The 18067-nt window shown below is 53.9% G+C and carries 18 protein-coding genes and 3 tRNA genes; 12 read left to right on the forward strand and 9 right to left on the reverse strand.

Annotation, left to right across the window (positions count from 1 at the left end; genetic code table 11):
• Positions 1-95 precede the first annotated feature (95 nt).
• Positions 96-503 carry a lactoylglutathione lyase gene (gloA, locus tag IV493_RS09525; RefSeq protein ID WP_010245580.1) on the forward strand — a complete coding sequence of 136 codons (408 nt, stop codon included), beginning with the start codon at positions 96-98 and terminating at the stop codon, positions 501-503.
• 120 nt (positions 504-623) lie between these two features.
• Positions 624-1292, forward strand: a complete 669-nt coding sequence (rnt, locus tag IV493_RS09530) for a ribonuclease T (RefSeq protein WP_013357711.1) — start codon at positions 624-626, stop codon at positions 1290-1292.
• A gap of 43 nt (positions 1293-1335) precedes the next feature.
• Here the strand turns inward: rnt and IV493_RS09535 are convergent, their stop codons facing one another.
• Positions 1336-1671: a Grx4 family monothiol glutaredoxin gene (locus tag IV493_RS09535; protein ID WP_195858170.1), complete on the reverse strand. Its 336-nt coding sequence runs from the start codon at positions 1669-1671 to the stop codon at positions 1336-1338.
• A gap of 364 nt (positions 1672-2035) precedes the next feature.
• Here IV493_RS09535 and IV493_RS09540 point away from each other — a divergent pair, with 364 nt between their 5' ends.
• Positions 2036-2845 (forward strand): C40 family peptidase, encoded by an 810-nt coding sequence (locus IV493_RS09540; RefSeq protein ID WP_013357710.1) that lies wholly within the window; start codon positions 2036-2038, stop codon positions 2843-2845.
• Positions 2846-2892: 47 nt separating this feature from the next.
• On the opposite strand, the gene IV493_RS09545 is transcribed toward IV493_RS09540, so the two are convergent.
• Positions 2893-2982, reverse strand: a complete 90-nt coding sequence (locus IV493_RS09545; protein ID WP_095707274.1) for a YnhF family membrane protein — start codon at positions 2980-2982, stop codon at positions 2893-2895.
• A gap of 281 nt (positions 2983-3263) precedes the next feature.
• Here IV493_RS09545 and purR point away from each other — a divergent pair, with 281 nt between their 5' ends.
• On the forward strand, positions 3264-4289 hold the full coding sequence (gene purR / locus IV493_RS09550; protein WP_013357708.1) for an HTH-type transcriptional repressor PurR: 1026 nt from the start codon (positions 3264-3266) through the stop codon (positions 4287-4289).
• Here the strand turns inward: purR and punR are convergent.
• Entirely contained in the window at positions 4286-5191 is a 906-nt protein-coding gene (punR, locus tag IV493_RS09555) for a DNA-binding transcriptional activator PunR (RefSeq protein WP_013357707.1), read from the reverse strand. The genes purR and punR overlap by 4 nt on opposite strands.
• Before the next feature lie 107 nt (positions 5192-5298).
• On the opposite strand from punR, the gene punC reads away from it, so the two are divergent.
• The gene (punC, locus tag IV493_RS09560) at positions 5299-6501 is read left to right on the forward strand and encodes a purine nucleoside transporter PunC (RefSeq protein ID WP_013357706.1); all 1203 of its coding nucleotides are present in this window, start codon (positions 5299-5301) and stop codon (positions 6499-6501) included.
• A 310-nt stretch (positions 6502-6811) separates the two neighbouring features.
• Complete coding sequence (cfa, locus tag IV493_RS09565; protein WP_195857042.1) at positions 6812-7960, forward strand: cyclopropane fatty acyl phospholipid synthase; 1149 nt, start codon at positions 6812-6814, stop codon at positions 7958-7960.
• Positions 7961-8288: 328 nt separating this feature from the next.
• Here the strand turns inward: cfa and IV493_RS09570 are convergent, their stop codons facing one another.
• Positions 8289-8948, reverse strand: a complete 660-nt coding sequence (locus tag IV493_RS09570) for a riboflavin synthase subunit alpha (protein ID WP_195857043.1) — start codon at positions 8946-8948, stop codon at positions 8289-8291.
• Between the two features lie 202 nt (positions 8949-9150).
• Here IV493_RS09570 and IV493_RS09575 point away from each other — a divergent pair, with 202 nt between their 5' ends.
• From IV493_RS09575 to IV493_RS09600, 6 genes are all read left to right on the forward strand, one after another.
• Complete coding sequence (locus tag IV493_RS09575; protein WP_195857044.1) at positions 9151-10524, forward strand: MATE family efflux transporter; 1374 nt, start codon at positions 9151-9153, stop codon at positions 10522-10524.
• Between the two features lie 152 nt (positions 10525-10676).
• Positions 10677-10753 (forward strand) — tRNA-Val (locus IV493_RS09580).
• Between the two features lie 3 nt (positions 10754-10756).
• Positions 10757-10833 (forward strand) — tRNA-Val (locus IV493_RS09585).
• Between the two features lie 11 nt (positions 10834-10844).
• A tRNA-Val gene (locus IV493_RS09590) sits at positions 10845-10921 on the forward strand.
• A 344-nt stretch (positions 10922-11265) separates the two neighbouring features.
• Positions 11266-12678 (forward strand): pyruvate kinase PykF, encoded by a 1413-nt coding sequence (gene pykF / locus IV493_RS09595; RefSeq protein WP_013357702.1) that lies wholly within the window; start codon positions 11266-11268, stop codon positions 12676-12678.
• A 303-nt stretch (positions 12679-12981) separates the two neighbouring features.
• Positions 12982-13218, forward strand: a complete 237-nt coding sequence (locus IV493_RS09600) for a major outer membrane lipoprotein (protein WP_009090492.1) — start codon at positions 12982-12984, stop codon at positions 13216-13218.
• An 80-nt stretch (positions 13219-13298) separates the two neighbouring features.
• Here IV493_RS09600 and IV493_RS09605 read toward each other — a convergent pair whose 3' ends face one another.
• From IV493_RS09605 to sufC, 5 genes are read right to left on the reverse strand one after another with little or no spacing between them, the layout of a single operon-like run.
• Positions 13299-14324 (reverse strand): L,D-transpeptidase family protein, encoded by a 1026-nt coding sequence (locus IV493_RS09605; protein ID WP_195857045.1) that lies wholly within the window; start codon positions 14322-14324, stop codon positions 13299-13301.
• A 56-nt stretch (positions 14325-14380) separates the two neighbouring features.
• Entirely contained in the window at positions 14381-14797 is a 417-nt protein-coding gene (sufE, locus tag IV493_RS09610) for a cysteine desulfuration protein SufE (RefSeq protein WP_195857046.1), read from the reverse strand.
• 21 nt (positions 14798-14818) lie between these two features.
• A complete protein-coding gene (gene sufS, locus IV493_RS09615) occupies positions 14819-16042 on the reverse strand; it encodes a cysteine desulfurase SufS (RefSeq protein WP_041457209.1) in 1224 nt (407 codons plus the stop codon).
• Positions 16042-17322, reverse strand: coding sequence for a Fe-S cluster assembly protein SufD (gene sufD / locus IV493_RS09620; protein WP_013357698.1), 1281 nt, complete (start codon positions 17320-17322; stop codon positions 16042-16044). Before sufD ends, sufS begins: the two co-directional genes overlap by 1 nt.
• A complete protein-coding gene (gene sufC, locus IV493_RS09625; protein ID WP_013357697.1) occupies positions 17297-18043 on the reverse strand; it encodes a Fe-S cluster assembly ATPase SufC in 747 nt (248 codons plus the stop codon). The genes sufD and sufC overlap by 26 nt, the downstream gene beginning before the upstream one ends.
• Positions 18044-18067 lie beyond the last annotated feature (24 nt).

An 18067-nucleotide genomic window follows, 5' to 3' on the forward strand; every position in this document is an offset into this window, starting at 1 on the left:
GACGATGACGGCAGCCATTATTCAATGGCGATTTTCATCGCTATACTTAGCGCCTGGGTCATCCGGCGATGGCGTTTTATTTAAAAGAGGATGTTATGCGTTTACTTCATACCATGCTGCGCGTTGGCGATCTGCAACGTTCAATCGATTTCTACACCCGTGTGCTGGGCATGCGCGTGCTACGTCAGAGCGAAAACACCGAATATAAATATACCCTGGCGTTCGTAGGCTACACCGACGAAAGCGAAGGTGCGGTGATCGAGCTGACCTACAACTGGGGCGTTGATAAATATGACCTCGGCGATGCTTATGGTCACATCGCGCTGGGCGTCGATGACGCAGCAGCAGCCTGTGAACGTATCCGCAAAGATGGCGGCAATGTGACCCGTGAAGCGGGCCCGGTTAAAGGCGGCTCCACCATTATTGCCTTTGTTGAAGATCCCGATGGCTACAAAATCGAGCTGATCGAGAACAAAGATGCCGGTAACGGCCTGGGCAACTAAACCTGCCCCTCAGCCCGCCTGACCCGGTGGGCTGAATCCCTTTCTCTGCGCTTCATCTGCTGCACCCGTCCCCGTTTTTTGCCATAATACGCGCTGCCCTTTTTCTGCAACGAGATCCTGATGTCTGAATCGAATTCCCCTAATGCACTCAATCAACGTTTCCGTGGCTTCTATCCGGTGGTGATCGACGTTGAAACCGCTGGTTTCAACGCGCAAACCGATGCGTTACTGGAGATTGCCGCTATCACGCTGAAAATGGATGAAGAGGGATGGATTCAGATTGACCAGACGCTGCATTTCAACGTCGAACCCTTTGTCGGCTCGCTGCTGCATCCGGAAGCGCTGGCCTTTACCGGTATCGATCCGAGTAATCCGCTGCGCGGCGCGGTGAGTGAATATGAGGCGCTGCACGCCATTTTCAAAATGGTGCGCAAGGGTATTAAAGATAGCGGCTGCAATCGCGCCATTATGGTGGCGCACAATGCCACGTTTGATCTGAACTTTATGTCAGCGGCAGCAGAACGTGCCAGCCTGAAGCGCAATCCGTTTCACCCGTTTGCCACCTTTGATACCGCAGCGCTGAGCGGACTGGTGCTGGGTCAGACGGTGCTGGCGAAAGCCTGTATTGCGGCGGGAATGGAGTTTGACAGTACGCAGGCGCATTCAGCGCTCTATGACACTCAGCAGACGGCGACACTGTTCTGCGAGCTGGTGAACCGCTGGAAACGGTTAGGTGGCTGGCCTCTGCCCTTCGCCGGGGGCGACGCAGACGCCACGACATCCGCATAAGGGATGCCACAATGAAAGAGGCCGACATAATGTCGGCCTTTTTTTATTCTGCTTCTTTAAATTTTTCTGCGGTCTCTTTGATCAGCGACTGCAGTTCACCACGCTGTAACATCTCGACGATGATGTCGCATCCACCAACCAGTTCACCATCCACCCATAGCTGCGGGAAGGTCGGCCAGTTAGCGTATTTCGGCATCTCGGCACGAATGTCCGGGTTCTGCAGAATATCCACGTAAGCAAAACGCTCACCGCAGGCTGACAGCGCCTGCACCGCCTGTGCAGAGAAACCGCAGCTTGGCAGTTTCGGGGAACCTTTCATGTACAGCAGGATCGGGTTTTCTGCGATCTGGCGCTGAATTTTTTCTACAGTACTCATAATTGCCTTCCTTAATTCGTTACTTCGTGTTTGTTTATTGTAGCGACTTCGCAGCGTGACTGAAAATGAGATTTTGCTCCCTGCCCGATTAAATGACCATCATTGTTAAGTCCCGTGCGCAGGACATTTAATTTCAGGTATTAACAGCTGGTAACAGTTTAATAATTCGTAATAATTCCGTTGGTATAACATGCTGAAAATGTTCATTTTCAGTGCAATCACGTGGGCTGCAAAGATTAACATTAAAAGGCATTACAGTTTTTAAGCGAACTGGACTAGAATGGCCTGGGCACTGATCCTGGATCAGATTAATCTCAACTTTGTCGCGGTGCGTAGTGGCCCTGACAACTTAACTAATTAATGGACTATGCGTTTAATCATTACGCTTTTTATGCTGGCCTTTGCGCAACTGTTTTTCAACATCGCCGCTGCGTCGCCTCACGCGCCGGTGAACGTCAATACGCATAAAGCAGAGAAAAAGAGTGCGCGCGACGATGAACGCCGCAAGCGTCGCCCGGTAAAAACGGTGACGAAAAAAACTCGTCTCAGCCCTGACCAAAAACTTAAAACGAAAAAACAAAAAAAAGTCGAACTCACTGCTAAACAGACGCCTGCTAAGAAGACCTCGCTCAAAACCGCCCGTATCAGCAAAAGCAAAGAAAAAAATAAAGAGAAGAAACGCTATGGGCATCAGCGCCAGCTGAAAACCGCTGAGGTCACCACCCGCGAGCCAGGCACGATTAAAATGAGCAAATCCCACCGCCAGCGCTATCAGAAGGCGCGTGAGACCGCAATGACCAAGCTGATGGGGCAGTTGGGTAAACCCTATCAGTGGGGCGGCACCTCTCCACATACCGGTTTCGATTGCAGCGGTCTGGTCTGGTATGCCTATAAAGACCTGGTGAAATTTAAGATCCCGCGTACCGCTAACGAGATGTATCACCTGCGTGACGCCGCGCCGATCAAGCGTGAGTCGCTGGAGAAAGGCGATCTGGTCTTCTTCCGTATTAATGGCCGCGGCACAGCGGACCACGTCGGCGTTTATTTGGGCGATGGCAAGTTTATTCAGTCGCCACGTACCGGCAAAGATATTCAGATCAGTGCATTAGGGGAAGATTACTGGCAGCGCCACTATATTGGTGCCCGTCGGGTGATGACGCCGAAAACGATACGCTGAGCAGCAGAACAGTCAGAAAAAAGCCGGGATAATCCCGGCTTTTTTTATTAGTGCAGAATGGCAGTAAAACTAAAGGCCACAATCATCAGCAGACAGCCGACAGTGGTCATCAAAGCCAGTTTCAAATCGGTACTCATTGCTTGCTCCTTAGTCACACACTTTGCAGGGATATGGCATTTTCCCACAGGGTCCGGTAAAAATCTCGTTTTATCCGTTCAGCCTTGTTAGAATCCCGCCTTTGTTGCGCAACGCGCGCAACCCTGATTCCGTTTGCGCATCTTTTCTGGCGTTTTTTCTCCGCCAGCGGCCTGTTTACCGGCCAGAAAAGCCGCATTTTTGCGGAAAAAACCCTGAGCAGACGCAAACGTTTAACATTACGCTTATCATAGAGTTAGGTAAGCACTGGAGTCCGATTTTCATGGCAACAATTAAAGATGTGGCGAAACGCGCTGGCGTCTCAACGACCACCGTTTCGCACGTCATCAATAAAACCCGCTTTGTCGCTGAAGAAACACGCGAGGCGGTCTGGCAGGCAATTAAGGAACTGCACTACTCGCCAAGTGCTGTGGCGCGCAGCCTGAAAGTAAACCACACCAAAACGCTGGGCCTGCTTGCCACCTCCAGCGAAGCGCCCTATTTCGCTGAAATTATTGAAGCGGTTGAAAACCACTGTTTTGACAAAGGCTATACGCTGATTCTGGGTAATGCGCATAACGATCTGCAAAAACAGCGCGCCTACCTCAGCATGATGGCGCAGAAGCGCGTCGATGGTCTGCTGGTGATGTGCTCTGAGTATCCGGACGATCTGCTGCAGATGCTGGAAGAGAACCGCAATATCCCGATGGTGGTGATGGACTGGGGCGAATCGCGCGCCGACTTTACTGACACGGTGCTGGATAATGCTTTCCAGGGCGGCTATCTGGCGGGACGCTATCTGATTGAACGCGGACACCGTGATATTGGTGCTATCCCCGGTCAGATGGAGCGTAACACCGGCGGTGGACGCCATGCCGGTTTCCTAAAGGCACTGGAAGAAGCGGGTATTCAGCCGCGTGCCGAGTGGATTGTACAGGGTGACTTTGAGCCGGAGTCGGGCTATCAGGCGATGCAGCAGATCCTGTCGCAGAAGCAGCGCCCGACGGCGGTGTTCTGCGGCGGTGATATCATGGCGATGGGGGCCATTTGCGCCGCCGACGAGATGGGTCTGCGCGTGCCGCAGGATATTTCGGTCATCGGCTATGACAATGTGCGCAACGCCCGCTATTTCGCCCCTGCCCTGACCACGGTGCATCAGCCAAAAGCCCAGCTGGGTGAGAAAGCGCTGGATATGCTGCTTGACCGCATCACCAGTAAGCGTGAAGTGTCTCAAACGATTGAAGTCCATCCGACGCTGATTGAGCGCCGTTCAGTGGCGGATGGTCCGTTCCGCGACTATCGCCGCTAATCCTCGCTTAACCACTCCTGATTAAGCGTTTGCGCATCACCCAGATAGCTGAGCAACCAGCCTGTCGCCGGTGATGCGCGATCCTCTGCCCAGCTGACGCAACAAGGGCTATCCGGAAATGCCACCGGCAGCGTCAGTTCGACCAGCTCGCCGCTGTCGAGCAGTGGTCTGGCCAGATGACCCGGCACCATCGCCACACACAAGCCTGCCTGCACGCACTCCAGTCCGGTTTGCCACTCCGGCACCACCAGCCTGCGCTGGTTATCCAGCGTCCATGTCATACGACGCGGCAGTGCGCGTGATGTATCTTCCAGCACCAGTGACGGCCAGCTACGCAGCGTGTCATCATCGATCTGGTTCGCCTGAGTCAGAGGATGATCGGGCGCGACCACGCAGCGCCAGTTGAGCGTACCCATATCTCGAAATGCAAACCGTCCGCCTACCGGAATCGCCTGGGTGGCCCCAATCGCAACTTCCACCCGGCCATCGGCCAGTGCATCCCAGACGCCGTTAAAAACTTCATAGCTGATGATCAGTTCCATATCGGGAAAGTGGCGATAAAAATCTTTAACAAGCTGCCGGGTGCGCTGAGGTTTGGCGATGCGGTCAACGGCAATGCTGAGCTGCCCGCGCCAGCCATTGGCCAGCTGCTGACACTGCCGCCGGGTGGCAAGCATTTTTTTGATGACGCTGCGCCCTTCCCGGACAAAATGTTCGCCTGCTGGCGTCAGCACCACTTCGCGATGCTGGCGTTCGAACAGTGGCACTGCCAGCCAGTTCTCCAGCTGACGCACCGTGTAGCTGATGGCAGAGGGCACCCGATGCAGCTCCTGAGCAGCGGCGCTGAAGCTGCCCCCGCGGGCGACCGCGTCAACGACCTCTAATGCATATTCTGACCACATAATCTGCCTTCAAAAATTTTAACAGCAATCGGCAAATATTACCGTTTCACAGCGGCAAACGCACCTTTTACACTCTGCCGCGTTCATCCTGCAAAAATGAGAATGAGATGTTGTCGAATAAAGGATTTATGCCCTACCTTGCCCTGCTGAGCATGCTCGGCTTTTTAGCCACAGATATGTATCTGCCCGCCTTTGGTGCGATGCAGCAAACGTTTAATACCTCGCCGGGCCTGATCAGCGCCAGTATGAGTCTCTTTCTGGCGGGTTTCGCCTGTGGGCAGCTCTTCTGGGGACCGCTTTCCGATCGCATTGGACGTAAACCGGTGCTGCTGGCCGGACTGGCCATGTTTGGCATCGGCTGTGCGGGCATGCTGTGGGTGAATGATACCACTCTGATGCTGGCGCTGCGCTTTGTGCAGGCGATTGGCGTCTGTGCTGCGGCCGTGAGCTGGCAGGCACTGGTAGTGGATCGCTATCCTGCCGCGCGCGCTAACAAAGTCTTTGCCACGATTATGCCGCTGGTTGCGCTCTCCCCGGCGCTGGCCCCGTTGCTGGGTGCCTGGCTCATCGGCCATTTCCACTGGCGTTCGATTTTCCTGGTGCTGACGCTGATTGCGGTGGCGTTGATTCTGACCACGCTGCGCCTGCCCACCGTACGCCAGGAAGCACGCGAGAAAGGCACCCAGCCCGGATTTTTCACCCTGCTGAAATCACGGGTTTACAGCGGCAACGTGCTGATCTACTCCGCCTGTTCAGCCAGTTTTTTTGCCTGGCTGACCGGCTCGCCGTTTATTCTGGCGGATCTGGGCCTTTCACCCGCCGATATCGGTCTGAGTTATGTGCCCCAGACGTTCGCCTTTTTGATTGGTGGATTCGGCTGTCGCGCCCTGCTCAACCGCTTTAATGGCGCTCAGCTGTTACCGTGGCTGCTGGGCATTTACAGCCTGAGCATTCTGGCGCTGTTTGCCGTCGCGCTGTCAGGCGGCAGCACGCTGGTGAGCCTGATGGTGCCGTTCTGCGGTATGGCGCTGGCTAACGGTGCGATCTATCCAATTGTGGTTTCCAGTGCGCTGACACCCTTCCCGCACGCCACCGGTAAAGCGGCCGCATTGCAGAACACTTTACAGCTAGGACTCTGCTTCGCTGCAAGCCTGGCAGTCTCTGCCGGATTAACGCATGCACTGTTTACCACTACGCTGATGATGACGGTGACGATTCTGCTGGCGCTGGTGGGTTACGCCATGCAGCGTACCGCAAGCGCACAAACTGTTGTTGCCTCCGCGCAACCTGCCTGCCAGGATAATCAGTGACACACTGACTTTTTCGTTAGCCTCCTAACAATAAGTCATTGAATATTGACCCGCGTGAGCATATACTCATCCGGGTCAACAAATCTGTAATAAATCAACAATATAATAACGTAATAATCTGATTGGCACCCTGTTGCCGGGACGGTATTCGCGCGCGTTATTCTTACCCAGACCGACCTGCTGCAGGCTAGTCCAGTCCTCTGTATCACACAGTCAACCGGTGTGCGGAGTCATCCGTACCGTTTCTCAATGCCTGACGAAATTGACTACTCTTTGTTCAGGTTCAGATTGGACAGGTGGTGGAAAAGCTATGAGTTCATCTTATGCAGAAGCAGTGAGCCCTGAAGAAAACCATTGGTATCGCATCGTCCACGAGATGCTGGAAAAAGCGGATATTGAAATTAATGGTTCACGTCCCTGGGATATTCATATTAATCATCCCGGCTTTTTTAAGCGTGTTCTGCAGGAGGGATCGCTTGGGCTCGGTGAGAGCTATATGGATGGCTGGTGGGAGTGCGATCGGCTGGATATTTTCTTCCATCAGGTGCTGAAACATAAACTCGATCAGCAACTCCCGCATCACTTTAAAGATACGCTGCGCATTGCCGCTGCCCGCTTAACCAATCTGCAGTCGAAAAAGCGGGCCTGGATTGTCGGTAAAGAGCATTACGACCTGGGTAACGATCTCTTTTCACTGATGCTTGACCCCTATATGCAATATTCCTGTGGCTACTGGAAAGAGGCCACGACCCTGGCGACGGCGCAGGAAGCCAAGCTGGATATGATTTGCCGTAAATTAGCGCTGAAACCCGGAATGTCGCTGCTGGATATCGGCTGTGGCTGGGGCGGACTCGCGGAATTTGCCGCACGTCATTATGGCGTTAACGTGCATGGCGTGACGATTTCCGCCGAACAACAGAAACTGGCGCAGCAGCGCTGTAGCGGATTAGACGTCACGATTCTGTTGCAGGATTATCGCGATCTGAATGAGCAGTTTGATCGCATCGTTTCAGTAGGCATGTTCGAGCATGTCGGGCCGAAGAATTACGCCACCTATTTTGATGTGGTTGATCGTAATTTAAAACCTGACGGTATTTTCCTGCTTCACACCATTGGCGCAATTAAAACCGATATGAGCGTCGATCCCTGGATCGACAAATATATCTTCCCCAACGGCTGCCTGCCTTCAGTGCGTCACGTGGCGGATGCCAGCGAGCCGCATTTTATCCTGGAAGACTGGCATAACTTTGGTGCCGATTACGACAAAACGCTGATGGCCTGGCATGAGCGCTTTTTGCAGGCCTGGCCGGAGCTGGCCGATAACTATGGCGAACGCTTTAAGCGGATGTTCTCCTATTATCTCAATGCCTGTGCGGGTGCCTTCCGCGCGCGTGATATTCAGCTGTGGCAGATTGTGTTCAGTCGCGGTGTTGAGGGTGGATTACGGGTGGCGCGGTAGGGAGTGTCAGTTTGTTAAGAGGGTGATCCCGTGCTGAAGGTTTTAAAAAACTGGCCTGTTTTGAGAATGGAACTGCGCAGGGAACACAGTCAGATCGGAAAGTCGCAAAACCCGTCATCCCTGACATGCTCGGCCCGCGCGATTACGCACCTCATCCCTGAGGTGCGCCCGTTGCCGGGCCAACACGTTGCGTTGTTCAAAAACGCTCCCGGCGTTTTTGTCCCAGTTGCGGAACGCTTTCCTCTTCTGACTGTGTTCCCTGCGCTTCGGGCTATTATACCGCTGCCAGAATCACACGATTTGGCTTTCCAGCAGTCTTTGCGGGTTATTAACTCTCGGCGGCAGGCTGCCCGGTCAGCATACTCATTGCCGCCGCGGCATCGCGCTGGGCTAACACCCGCTCAACGGTCTCTACGATTGCCTGTGTATGCGGATCGATCTCAATGTTGACCCGGTCGCCAAAGGTCTTCGCGCCCAGAGTCGTGCGCTCCAGCGTTTCCGGAATCAGATAGACGCAGAATTTGGTCTTCGTCACATCACCTACCGTCAGACTGATACCGTCGATGCCGACGAAACCTTTATGCAGAATATATTTCATCTGCATCGGATCCTGGATTTTAAACCAGACTTCGCGATTGTGTTCTGACTGGATAATCTTGCAGATTTCAGCGGTGGTCATAATATGACCTGACATCAGATGACCGCCTATTTCGTCGCTGAATTTCGCTGCACGCTCAATATTCACCACATCGCCCTGGCGTAAATCGCCAAGGTTAGTCACGCGCAATGTCTCTTTAATTAAATCGAAACTGACGCGGTCACCTTCGATTGCCGTCACGGTCAGGCAGCACCCGTTATGGGCTACGGATGCGCCCAGCGCCAGGCCCGGCAGGAGCTCTTCCGGCAGTCGGACAATGTGGGTACGAAACAATTCTTTTTCTTCAATGGACACGATTTCTGCGGTGCCCTGCACAATACCGGTAAACATAGTCTTTGCCTCTGCGAAGTTTACGCTAGTTTATCACAGCTCCGGTCGGCTGATAGATTTCACCCCACCTCACCCCATTAATGGGGTTCAAAACGCATTGTGTGACAAAGATTGGCGAATTCTGTTACCCCGGTTACACTGGTTCGCGCTATTCCCAGGGCTTTTCTGCCCTTTTAATTCATTTAATAAGTCAGGTGTTAACGTGCAGAAGTATTTAACAGAAGCGCGTCAATTGCTGGCCCTTGCGATTCCGGTCATCCTTGCTCAGGTGGCCCAAACCGCAATGGGATTTGTGGATACCATTATGGCCGGCGCAGTCAGCGCCACGGATATGGCCGCCGTTGCTGTCGGCACCTCTGTCTGGCTTCCGGCCATCCTGTTTGGTCATGGTCTTCTGCTTGCATTGACGCCCACCGTTGCGCAACTCAACGGTTCAGGCCGCCGCGAACGCATCGGCGAACAGATCCGCCAGGGCTACTGGCTCGCCTTTTTTGTCTCGCTGCTGATTATGGTGCTGCTGTGGCACGCCGGTTATCTTATCCGGGCGATGCATGACATCGATCCCGCGCTGGCGCTTAAAGCCGAGGGCTATCTGCACGCCCTGCTGTTCGGCGCGCCAGGCTATCTCTTCTTTCAGGTGCTGCGAAATCAGTGCGAGGGGCTGTCGAAAACCAAACCCGGCATGGTGCTGGGCTTTCTGGGCCTGATGTTTAACATCCCGTTGAACTATGTCTTTATCTACGGCCACTTCGGCATGCCCGCGTTGGGTGGTGTCGGCTGCGGCGTGGCAACGGCATCGGTCTACTGGGTGATGTTTATCTGCATGCGCTTCTGGGTACGCCGGATGGGCAGCATGCGCGATATCCGGATGGAGAGTCGCTGGTCGCCGCCTTCGCGTCCGATTCTGAGCCGTCTCATGACGCTGGGATTGCCGGTAGCACTGGCGTTGTTCTTTGAAGTCACGCTGTTTGCCGTTGTGGCTCTGCTGGTGTCGCCATTGGGCATCGTTGACGTGGCTGGCCACCAGATTGCCCTGAATTTCAGTTCACTGATGTTCGTGATGCCGCTGTCGCTGGGTGTGGCGACCACCATCCGTGTCGGTTATCGTCTGGGCCAGGGCTCTACCGAGCAGGCAAAAGTCGCCGCCTGGACCGCCCAGGGTGTGGGCATCAGCATGGCAGCGCTGACCGCCATTTTTACCGTGACGTTTCGTCATCAGATTGCCCTGCTCTATAACGACAACCCCGAAGTGGTCACACTGGCAGCGCAGTTGATGCTGCTGGCAGCGATTTATCAGTTCTCGGACTCGATACAGGTGATTGGCAGCGGGATCCTGCGGGGCTATAAAGATACGCGCTCGATTTTCTTTATTACTTTTATCGCTTACTGGCTGCTGGGACTGCCCGCTGGCTATCTGCTGGCGCTGACCGACTGGCTGGTGCCCCGGATGGGGCCTGCGGGCTTCTGGTGCGGCTTTATTATCGGTCTGACCTCGGCGGCGGTCATGATGATCTGGCGCATCAGACGCTTACAGCGGTCACCTGCGGAAATCATCCTGGCGCGCGCGGCGCGATAACCGTAAAAGCGGGCTATTTATGGCCCGCAATGACGAAAAAAACGACGGTTAGCACAGTTGCTGCTCAGTCATGGCGAAAAAACTATTTTCCCCTTGCCAGGCTTCTGCGCTGCCGTTAATATTCGTCCCCGCTGTCGCCCTGACAGCGTGTTGCGCTCTTAGCTCAGTTGGTTAGAGCACCACCTTGACATGGTGGGGGTCGATGGTTCGAGTCCATTAGAGCGCACCAAGTGCGTCCGTAGCTCAGTTGGTTAGAGCACCACCTTGACATGGTGGGGGTCGGTGGTTCGAGTCCACTCGGACGCACCAATATTCAGTATGCGCTCTTAGCTCAGTTGGTTAGAGCACCACCTTGACATGGTGGGGGTCGATGGTTCGAGTCCATTAGAGCGCACCACTTTCAGAATTTATTCAGCTTGCGCAACTCTCCCTTTTATTGATCTGCATCGCTTCCCCTTCTGCTTTTTGATTGGTTTTCGCATACTTAGCGTCTATACTGTCCCGCGTTGCTTACTTGAAAGGTTTCAGCGATCACGTGCTTACTGCGATAACTCAAATGATTTGCGCAACAACAGCGTGGTGGTTACCAACCGTAACCGCACAACTTCCCTGCACGCCTGGCCTTCGTCACCTATTCTTACTCAGTACTGCCCATTTCAGTCTCAATCAGAATTTTCACTTCGATGCGCTGCCATCGGATTTCGCCCTTATTCATCCATCACAACTTACAGAAAATCCGTCATGAAAAAGACTAAAATCGTTTGTACAATCGGCCCGAAAACCGAATCCGAAGAGATGCTGACTCAACTGCTTGAAGCGGGCATGAATGTTATGCGTCTTAACTTCTCTCACGGCGACTACGCCGAGCATGGTCAACGCATTACTAATATGCGTGCTGTCATGCAAAAAACCGGTCGTCAGGCGGCTATCCTGCTGGACACCAAAGGCCCTGAAATCCGCACCATGAAGCTGGAAGGCGGCAACGATGCGGCGCTGAAAGCAGGCCAGACCTTTACCTTCACCACCGACCAGAGTGTGATCGGCAACAGCGAGCGCGTTGCGGTGACCTACCCGGGTTTCACAGCCGACCTGAAAATTGGTAACACCGTGCTGGTCGATGATGGCCTGATTGGCATGGAAGTGACCGAAGTCACCGAAAATACCGTCGTGTGTAAAGTCCTGAACAATGGCGATCTGGGTGAGAACAAAGGCGTTAACCTGCCAGGCGTCTCCATCCAGCTGCCTGCACTGGCTGAAAAAGACAAGCGCGACCTGATTTTTGGTTGTGAGCAGGGCGTAGACTTTGTTGCCGCCTCGTTCATCCGCAAGCGTTCAGACGTGCTGGAAATTCGTGAGCACCTGAAACAGCACGGCGGCGAGCATATCCAGATCATCTCTAAAATCGAAAACCAGGAAGGCCTGAATAACTTCGACGAAATCCTCGAAGCGTCTGACGGCATCATGGTTGCGCGTGGTGACCTGGGTGTTGAGATCCCGGTTGAAGAAGTGATCTTCGCGCAGAAGATGATGATCAAAAAATGTAATAAAGCACGCAAAGTGGTAATCACCGCGACGCAGATGCTTGATTCAATGATCAAGAACCCGCGCCCTACCCGCGCAGAAGCCGGTGATGTGGCGAACGCCATCCTCGACGGTACCGATGCAGTCATGCTGTCTGGTGAGAGCGCTAAGGGTCGTTATCCGCTGGAGTCGGTCACCATCATGGCGACCATCTGTGAGCGTACCGACCGCGTCATGAAGTCACGCATTGACAGCCAGAGCGACACCCGCAAACTGCGTATCACTGAAGCAGTCTGCCGTGGTGCGGTAGAGACAGCTGAGAAGCTGGAAGCACCACTGATTGTGGTCGCGACCGAAGGCGGTAAGTCTGCTAAAGCCGTACGTAAATATTTCCCGAACGCCACCATTCTGGCACTGACGACCAATCAGACCACCGCACGTCAGCTGATCCTGAGCAAAGGGATTGAGACGCGTCTGGTCACTGAAATCGCCTCAACCGATGATTTCTATCGTCTGGGTAAAGAAGCGGCGCTGGAAAGTGGTTATGGTCAGAAAGGTGATGTTGTGGTGCTGGTATCAGGTGCATTAGTACCAAGCGGAACTACCAACACCGCCTCTGTACACGTACTGTAAAACTCTTTTTTGCCATTATTTTAAAGCGCCTTAACGAGGCGCTTTTTTTATTTCTGCTTAAACCAAATCCCGGAAAATTCCAATCGAAAATAACTATTCAAATACTCTTAATATTAAGGTTAATCCGATTAAATCTCTCTGTTTTCGCTAAATTTTTTTATCATATTCTGGGATTCGCTGCTTCTTTGAGCGAACGATCAAATTTAAGCATCTTCTCATCAAAAATTTATTCTCAACTTAAAAAGCTTTGTGTAATACTTGTAACGCTACATGGAGATTAACTCAATCTAGAGGGTATAAATAATGAATCGTACTAAACTGGTACTGGGCGCGGTAGTTCTGGCTTCAACTCTGCTGGCTGGTTGCTCAAGCAACGCTAAAATCGACCAGCTGTCTTCAGACGTTCAGACTCTGAACGCTAAAGTTGACCAGCTGAGCAACGACGTGAACGCAGTGCGTTCAGACGTTCAGGCTGCTAAAGATGACGCAGCTCGCGCTAACCAGCGTCTGGACAACCAGGCTCACTCTTACCGTAAGTAAGAGTTCTGGTTTAAAAATGGCGCCTTTAAGGTGCCATTTTTTTTGCGCAAAATTCAGTGCCCTTTCAGGCACTCATCCTTTCAGGGCTGCGCAGCTTTACCTTCGGCCTGCCCATCCGGGCTATTCGCGCCCGCAGAGGCACTCTCCAACCCCGCAGGCGGCACGGTATCACTCTGCACCGGCTCGCCACTGCTGACCAGTACAGGCATGCCTGAGCGTCGCGTTAAGCTGGCTTTAATCAGCGCGCTATCACTCTTCTCACTCTTCATGAATTTCTTCAGGTCACTGCCGATCGCAATGGGCATAGTCTGCGGATCGTCTTTATCATTACGGGACAGCGGCTGATGCACTTCCACGTAGCGTTTCCCATCCGGCTCCACAGCATACTTCACCGGCTGATTGATGATCTGAACCCGCGTCCCTTTTGGGGCTGCGTTAAACAGCGCTTCTATGTCCTCAGAACGCAGACGGATGCAGCCTGAACTGACCCGCATGCCGATGCCAAACTTCGCATTGGTACCGTGGATCAGATACTGGCCGGTGCCACGCGCCAGACGCATGGCAAACTGCCCCATCGGGTTATCCGGTCCAGCGGGTACCACGCCAGGTAATGTAATGCCCTCTTTGGCGTAACGCTTGCGGATGTTCGGGGTGGGCGTCCAGGTGGGATTCGGGATTTTCTGGCTGATCTGCGTCACCATGACTGGTGTTGCCGCCCCCAGTTGACCAATGCCGATAGGATAGACGATGACCTTATCTTCCCCTTTGGGATAGTAGTAGAGACGCAGTTCGGCCAGATTCACCACAATCCCTTCGCGCGGCGTATCAGGCAGGATCATCTGCAGCGGCACCGTCAGCTGGGTACCCACTTTGGGCAACCAGGGATCGGTCCCGGGATTCGCCTCCAGCATGCCCAGTAGCCCGACCTGGTAGCGGGCCGCGATTGATTCCAGGGGTTGTTTATCATCAGGAACCTGAGTCAGAACGTTTTCGCCAATCAGGCGACTGTCAGGCGGTGGCAGCGGGTATTCGGTGGCGAATGCGGGTGCAGAGAGCCCAAAGCAGGTCAGCAGCAATGCACCGGCTAAACGTAAAGCAGGTTTCATGCAATCTTCTCGTCAGATAAAAAAACAGACGCCGGATGGCGTCTGTCGAGTGTAACTTAGCTGAGGTTCTGAGCGGTATGGCGAATAGACCGAATCATCGCCTCCAGCCCCTGCGACCGGGTGGGCGTCAGGTGCTGCACCAGGGCCAGTTCGCCAAACCAGTGGCGCACATCCAGCGCCAGAATTTCGGCGGGTGGCAGGTTCTGATAGAGACTAAATACAATAGCAATCAGACCTTTAACGATAGCGGCATCGCTGTCACCTTCAAATGTGATGGTGCCATCTGCCTGCGGGGTCATTCTGATCCACACCTGACTCTGACAACCCGAAATCGCGTTTTCCGGCTGGTGTAATGTTTCAGAAGATTCCGGAAGCTTTGAACCCAGTTCGATAATGTAGAGGTACTTCTCTTCCCAGTTAGCGCAACGGTTGAAATTGCGAACCAGTTTCTCTTTTTCAGGCAAATTCGCCATCAGTGACTCCGTTAAAACTGTTCAGCCGCCCAGCAGACGATGAATACGCGTCAAACCGGCAGCCAGACGATCCACTTCCTCTTCACTGTTATAGAAGGTGAAGGAGGCACGGCACATCGCCGGGACATTGTAGTGCTGCATCAGCGGCATCGCACAGTGATGTCCGGTGCGAATGGCAATACCGTATTGATCCAGGAAACTGCCGACATCAAAGGCATGATGTTTGCCCAGGTTGAAGGCAATAACCCCGGCACGTGACTGCGGGCCGTAGATCTGAATATCCGGAACGGTGCCCAGCTTATCAAGCGCATAGTTCATCAGTGCCGTCTCGCGCTGATGAATGGTATCCAGCCCCAGGGCTTGCACATAGGCCATCGCCGCGCCAAAGCCGATAATGCCCCCGGTGTTCGGTGTGCCTGCTTCAAAACGCCACGGCGCACTATTCCAGGTGGTGCCGGTGGGCAACATGACCTGACCGATCATCGAACCGCCGCCTTCCCACGGTGGCATCTCATCCAGCAGCGCTTTGCGCCCATAGAGAATACCGACGCCATTCGGACCGTAGAGTTTATGGCTGGAGAAGACGTAGAAGTCGCAGCCGATATCCTGCACATCCACTTTGTCATGCATCACGGCCTGCGCGCCATCCACCAGCGTAATCACGCCAGCGGCTTTTGCCTGGGCAACGATGGCTTTAACCGGGTTAACGGTGCCGAGCACGTTTGACACGTGCGTCACGGCCAGCAACCGCGTGCGGCTGTCGATCAGCCCCGCCAGTTGCTCCAGCGCCAGTTCACCGTTGTCATTTAAGGGCAGCACACGCACTTCTGCGCCGGTACGCTGCGCCAGCATCTGCCACGGCACGATGTTGGCGTGATGCTCCATCTCCGTGATGATCAGGTTGTCGCCAGACCTGAGGTTACTGCTGCCCCAGGTATTCGCCACCAGGTTGATGCCTTCGGTGGTGCCTTTAACGAAGATAATCTCTTCCTGGGACCCGGCATTAATGAAACGGGCAGCCTGATCGCGCACGTTCTCCATATCGCTGGTCGCCTGCTGGCTCAGCGTATGGATACCACGATGCACGGCCGCATAGCCGTGCTGATAGAAATGACTCTCGGCGTTAATCACCGACAGGGGACGCTGTGCGCTGGCTGCACTGTCAAGATAGGCCAGCGGATGACCGTTGACCTCACGCTTCAGGATAGGAAAATCAGCCCTGATGCGTTCGAGATCGAAGTTCATCATACGTCGCCTCCGGGAAAACGTTGTGCGATACGCTGCAGTACGGCCTGACGCATCACTTCATTTTCAAGTGTCTCGGTGAGTTCGGCTGCAAACGCATGAATAATCATGGTCTGCGCCGCATCCTGCTCAATACCGCGAGAACGCAGATAGAACATCTGCTCATCGTCGATACGACCAATGGTAGCACCGTGGCTGCATTTAACGTCATCCGCGTAAATTTCGAGCTGCGGTTTGGTGTCGACTTCAGAAAGCTTGCCCAGTAACAGGTTGTTATTGGTCATCTGCCCGTCGGTCTTCAGCGCATGCTGTGCCACTTTGATGTGACCGTTAAACACCGCACGCCCTTTGTCACGCACGATGGTTTTATGCATCTGGCGGCTGACACAGTGGCCTTTGTTGTGCTCCAGGTAAGTACGGGTATCCGCCACTTCCTGTTTCACCGGCAGTACCAGGCTGTTAATTGCCAGCGTGGTATTTTCGCCATTCAGCTGAGTACTGGTGTTGTGACGCGACAGGCCCGCACCCAGCAGGAAGCTGGTGCTGCTGACCTGGCCATCGTTGCCAATCACCAGATCGTTATGCGCAAAGTGATAGCTGGCGCTGCTTTCAAAGGCGAGCTTGGTGTGAGTCAGTTTCGCATTGTCACCAATCGCAAAGGTAAAGCGCGTGCCGGTGAAATGGGCGCGCTCATCCAGAGAGACGTAGTGCTCAATGACTTCCGCTTCGGCACTCTCTTCCAGCTGCAGATGATGGCGATAATGAACGGTGTTCATGCCCGTCTGCTGACCGCTGGTGATATGCAGCAGATAGACCGGACGGGCAGCGGCTTTACCGCGTGCCAGACGCAGGGTCGTCACCTCCTCTGCCAGGCTCTCGGTCAGATGCAGGAAGACTTCCGGCTGAACCGCAGCGGGCAGCGGACGGCGCTCGGCGGCCACGCTGTGCTGAACCTCAAACAGTTCGACGTCGCGGCTGCTGAAGGCGGGTTGGAACTGACCATCCACATACACCAGACGGATTGCATCCAGCGGCAGGGCCAGTGCATCAACCTGTTCAGCGCTCAGGGTCTGCGGCGCATCGGGCAGCACAAACTGCTGGGACAGCAGCGTGTCCAGCGGCGTGTACTTCCAGTTTTCATGCTTGCGGGTTGGCAGACCAACACGCATCAGTTGCTGCCAGTGCTGCTGTGCCTGTAAAGAGCGCACGTCACCGCGCGATTCAAACAGGTGATGCCACTGTTGCAGCGCAGAATCACTCTTCGTCGGTAAGCCAGCCATAACCTTGCTCCTCCAGCTGTTTCACCAGCGAGAAGTCGCCAGATTTCACGATTTTGCCCTGATACAGAACATGAACGAAGTCTGGCTTGATGTAATCCAGAATACGCTGGTAGTGGGTCACGATGATAAAGGCACGTTTCTCATCACGCAGGCTGTTTACGCCATTCGCGACGATTTTCAGCGCATCGATATCCAGACCAGAGTCAGTTTCATCCAGGATGCAAAGCTCAGGTTCAAGCGCCGCCATCTGCAGAATGTCGTTACGCTTCTTCTCACCACCGGAGAAGCCAACGTTAACGGAACGGGTCAGCAGATCTTCCGGCATCTTCAGCAGATGAATTTTCTCTTCAATGAAGTCCTGGAAATCAAAGCGATCCAGCTCGTCCTGCTGACGATATTTACGTACCGCGTTGACCGAGGTTTGCAGGAAGAACTGGTTGCTGACGCCCGGAATCTCTACCGGATACTGGAAGGCCATAAAGATGCCTTCACCGGCACGCTCTTCAGGGGCCAGTTCCAGCAGATCTTTACCTTTGAAGCTGACTGAACCGCCGGTCACTTCATAATCTTCACGGCCTGCCAGCGTCGCTGACAGCGTACTTTTACCGGAGCCGTTAGGCCCCATGATGGCATGCACTTCGCCCGGTTTAATTTCGAGATTCAGGCCACGCAGAATGGCTTTATCTTCAACACTGACCTGCAAATCTTTAATGCTTAACATTCTTATTCCTTCACATTGCTTCCG

Source organism: Pantoea sp. SM3640, assembly GCF_015654165.1.
GTDB lineage: Bacteria > Pseudomonadota > Gammaproteobacteria > Enterobacterales > Enterobacteriaceae > Pantoea > Pantoea vagans.

Coding starts and splice junctions, on each gene's coding strand:
- gloA (WP_010245580.1), top strand. CDS start 96: ATGCGTTTACTTCATACCATGCTGCGCGTTGGCGATCTGCAACGTTCA.
- rnt (WP_013357711.1), top strand. CDS start 624: ATGTCTGAATCGAATTCCCCTAATGCACTCAATCAACGTTTCCGTGGC.
- IV493_RS09540 (WP_013357710.1), top strand. CDS start 2,036: ATGCGTTTAATCATTACGCTTTTTATGCTGGCCTTTGCGCAACTGTTT.
- IV493_RS09545 (WP_095707274.1), bottom strand. CDS start 2,982: ATGAGTACCGATTTGAAACTGGCTTTGATGACCACTGTCGGCTGTCTG.
- purR (WP_013357708.1), top strand. CDS start 3,264: ATGGCAACAATTAAAGATGTGGCGAAACGCGCTGGCGTCTCAACGACC.
- punR (WP_013357707.1), bottom strand. CDS start 5,191: ATGTGGTCAGAATATGCATTAGAGGTCGTTGACGCGGTCGCCCGCGGG.
- punC (WP_013357706.1), top strand. CDS start 5,299: ATGTTGTCGAATAAAGGATTTATGCCCTACCTTGCCCTGCTGAGCATG.
- cfa (WP_195857042.1), top strand. CDS start 6,812: ATGAGTTCATCTTATGCAGAAGCAGTGAGCCCTGAAGAAAACCATTGG.
- IV493_RS09570 (WP_195857043.1), bottom strand. CDS start 8,948: ATGTTTACCGGTATTGTGCAGGGCACCGCAGAAATCGTGTCCATTGAA.
- pykF (WP_013357702.1), top strand. CDS start 11,266: ATGAAAAAGACTAAAATCGTTTGTACAATCGGCCCGAAAACCGAATCC.
- IV493_RS09600 (WP_009090492.1), top strand. CDS start 12,982: ATGAATCGTACTAAACTGGTACTGGGCGCGGTAGTTCTGGCTTCAACT.
- IV493_RS09605 (WP_195857045.1), bottom strand. CDS start 14,324: ATGAAACCTGCTTTACGTTTAGCCGGTGCATTGCTGCTGACCTGCTTT.
- sufE (WP_195857046.1), bottom strand. CDS start 14,797: ATGGCGAATTTGCCTGAAAAAGAGAAACTGGTTCGCAATTTCAACCGT.
- sufS (WP_041457209.1), bottom strand. CDS start 16,042: ATGAACTTCGATCTCGAACGCATCAGGGCTGATTTTCCTATCCTGAAG.
- sufD (WP_013357698.1), bottom strand. CDS start 17,322: ATGGCTGGCTTACCGACGAAGAGTGATTCTGCGCTGCAACAGTGGCAT.
- sufC (WP_013357697.1), bottom strand. CDS start 18,043: ATGTTAAGCATTAAAGATTTGCAGGTCAGTGTTGAAGATAAAGCCATT.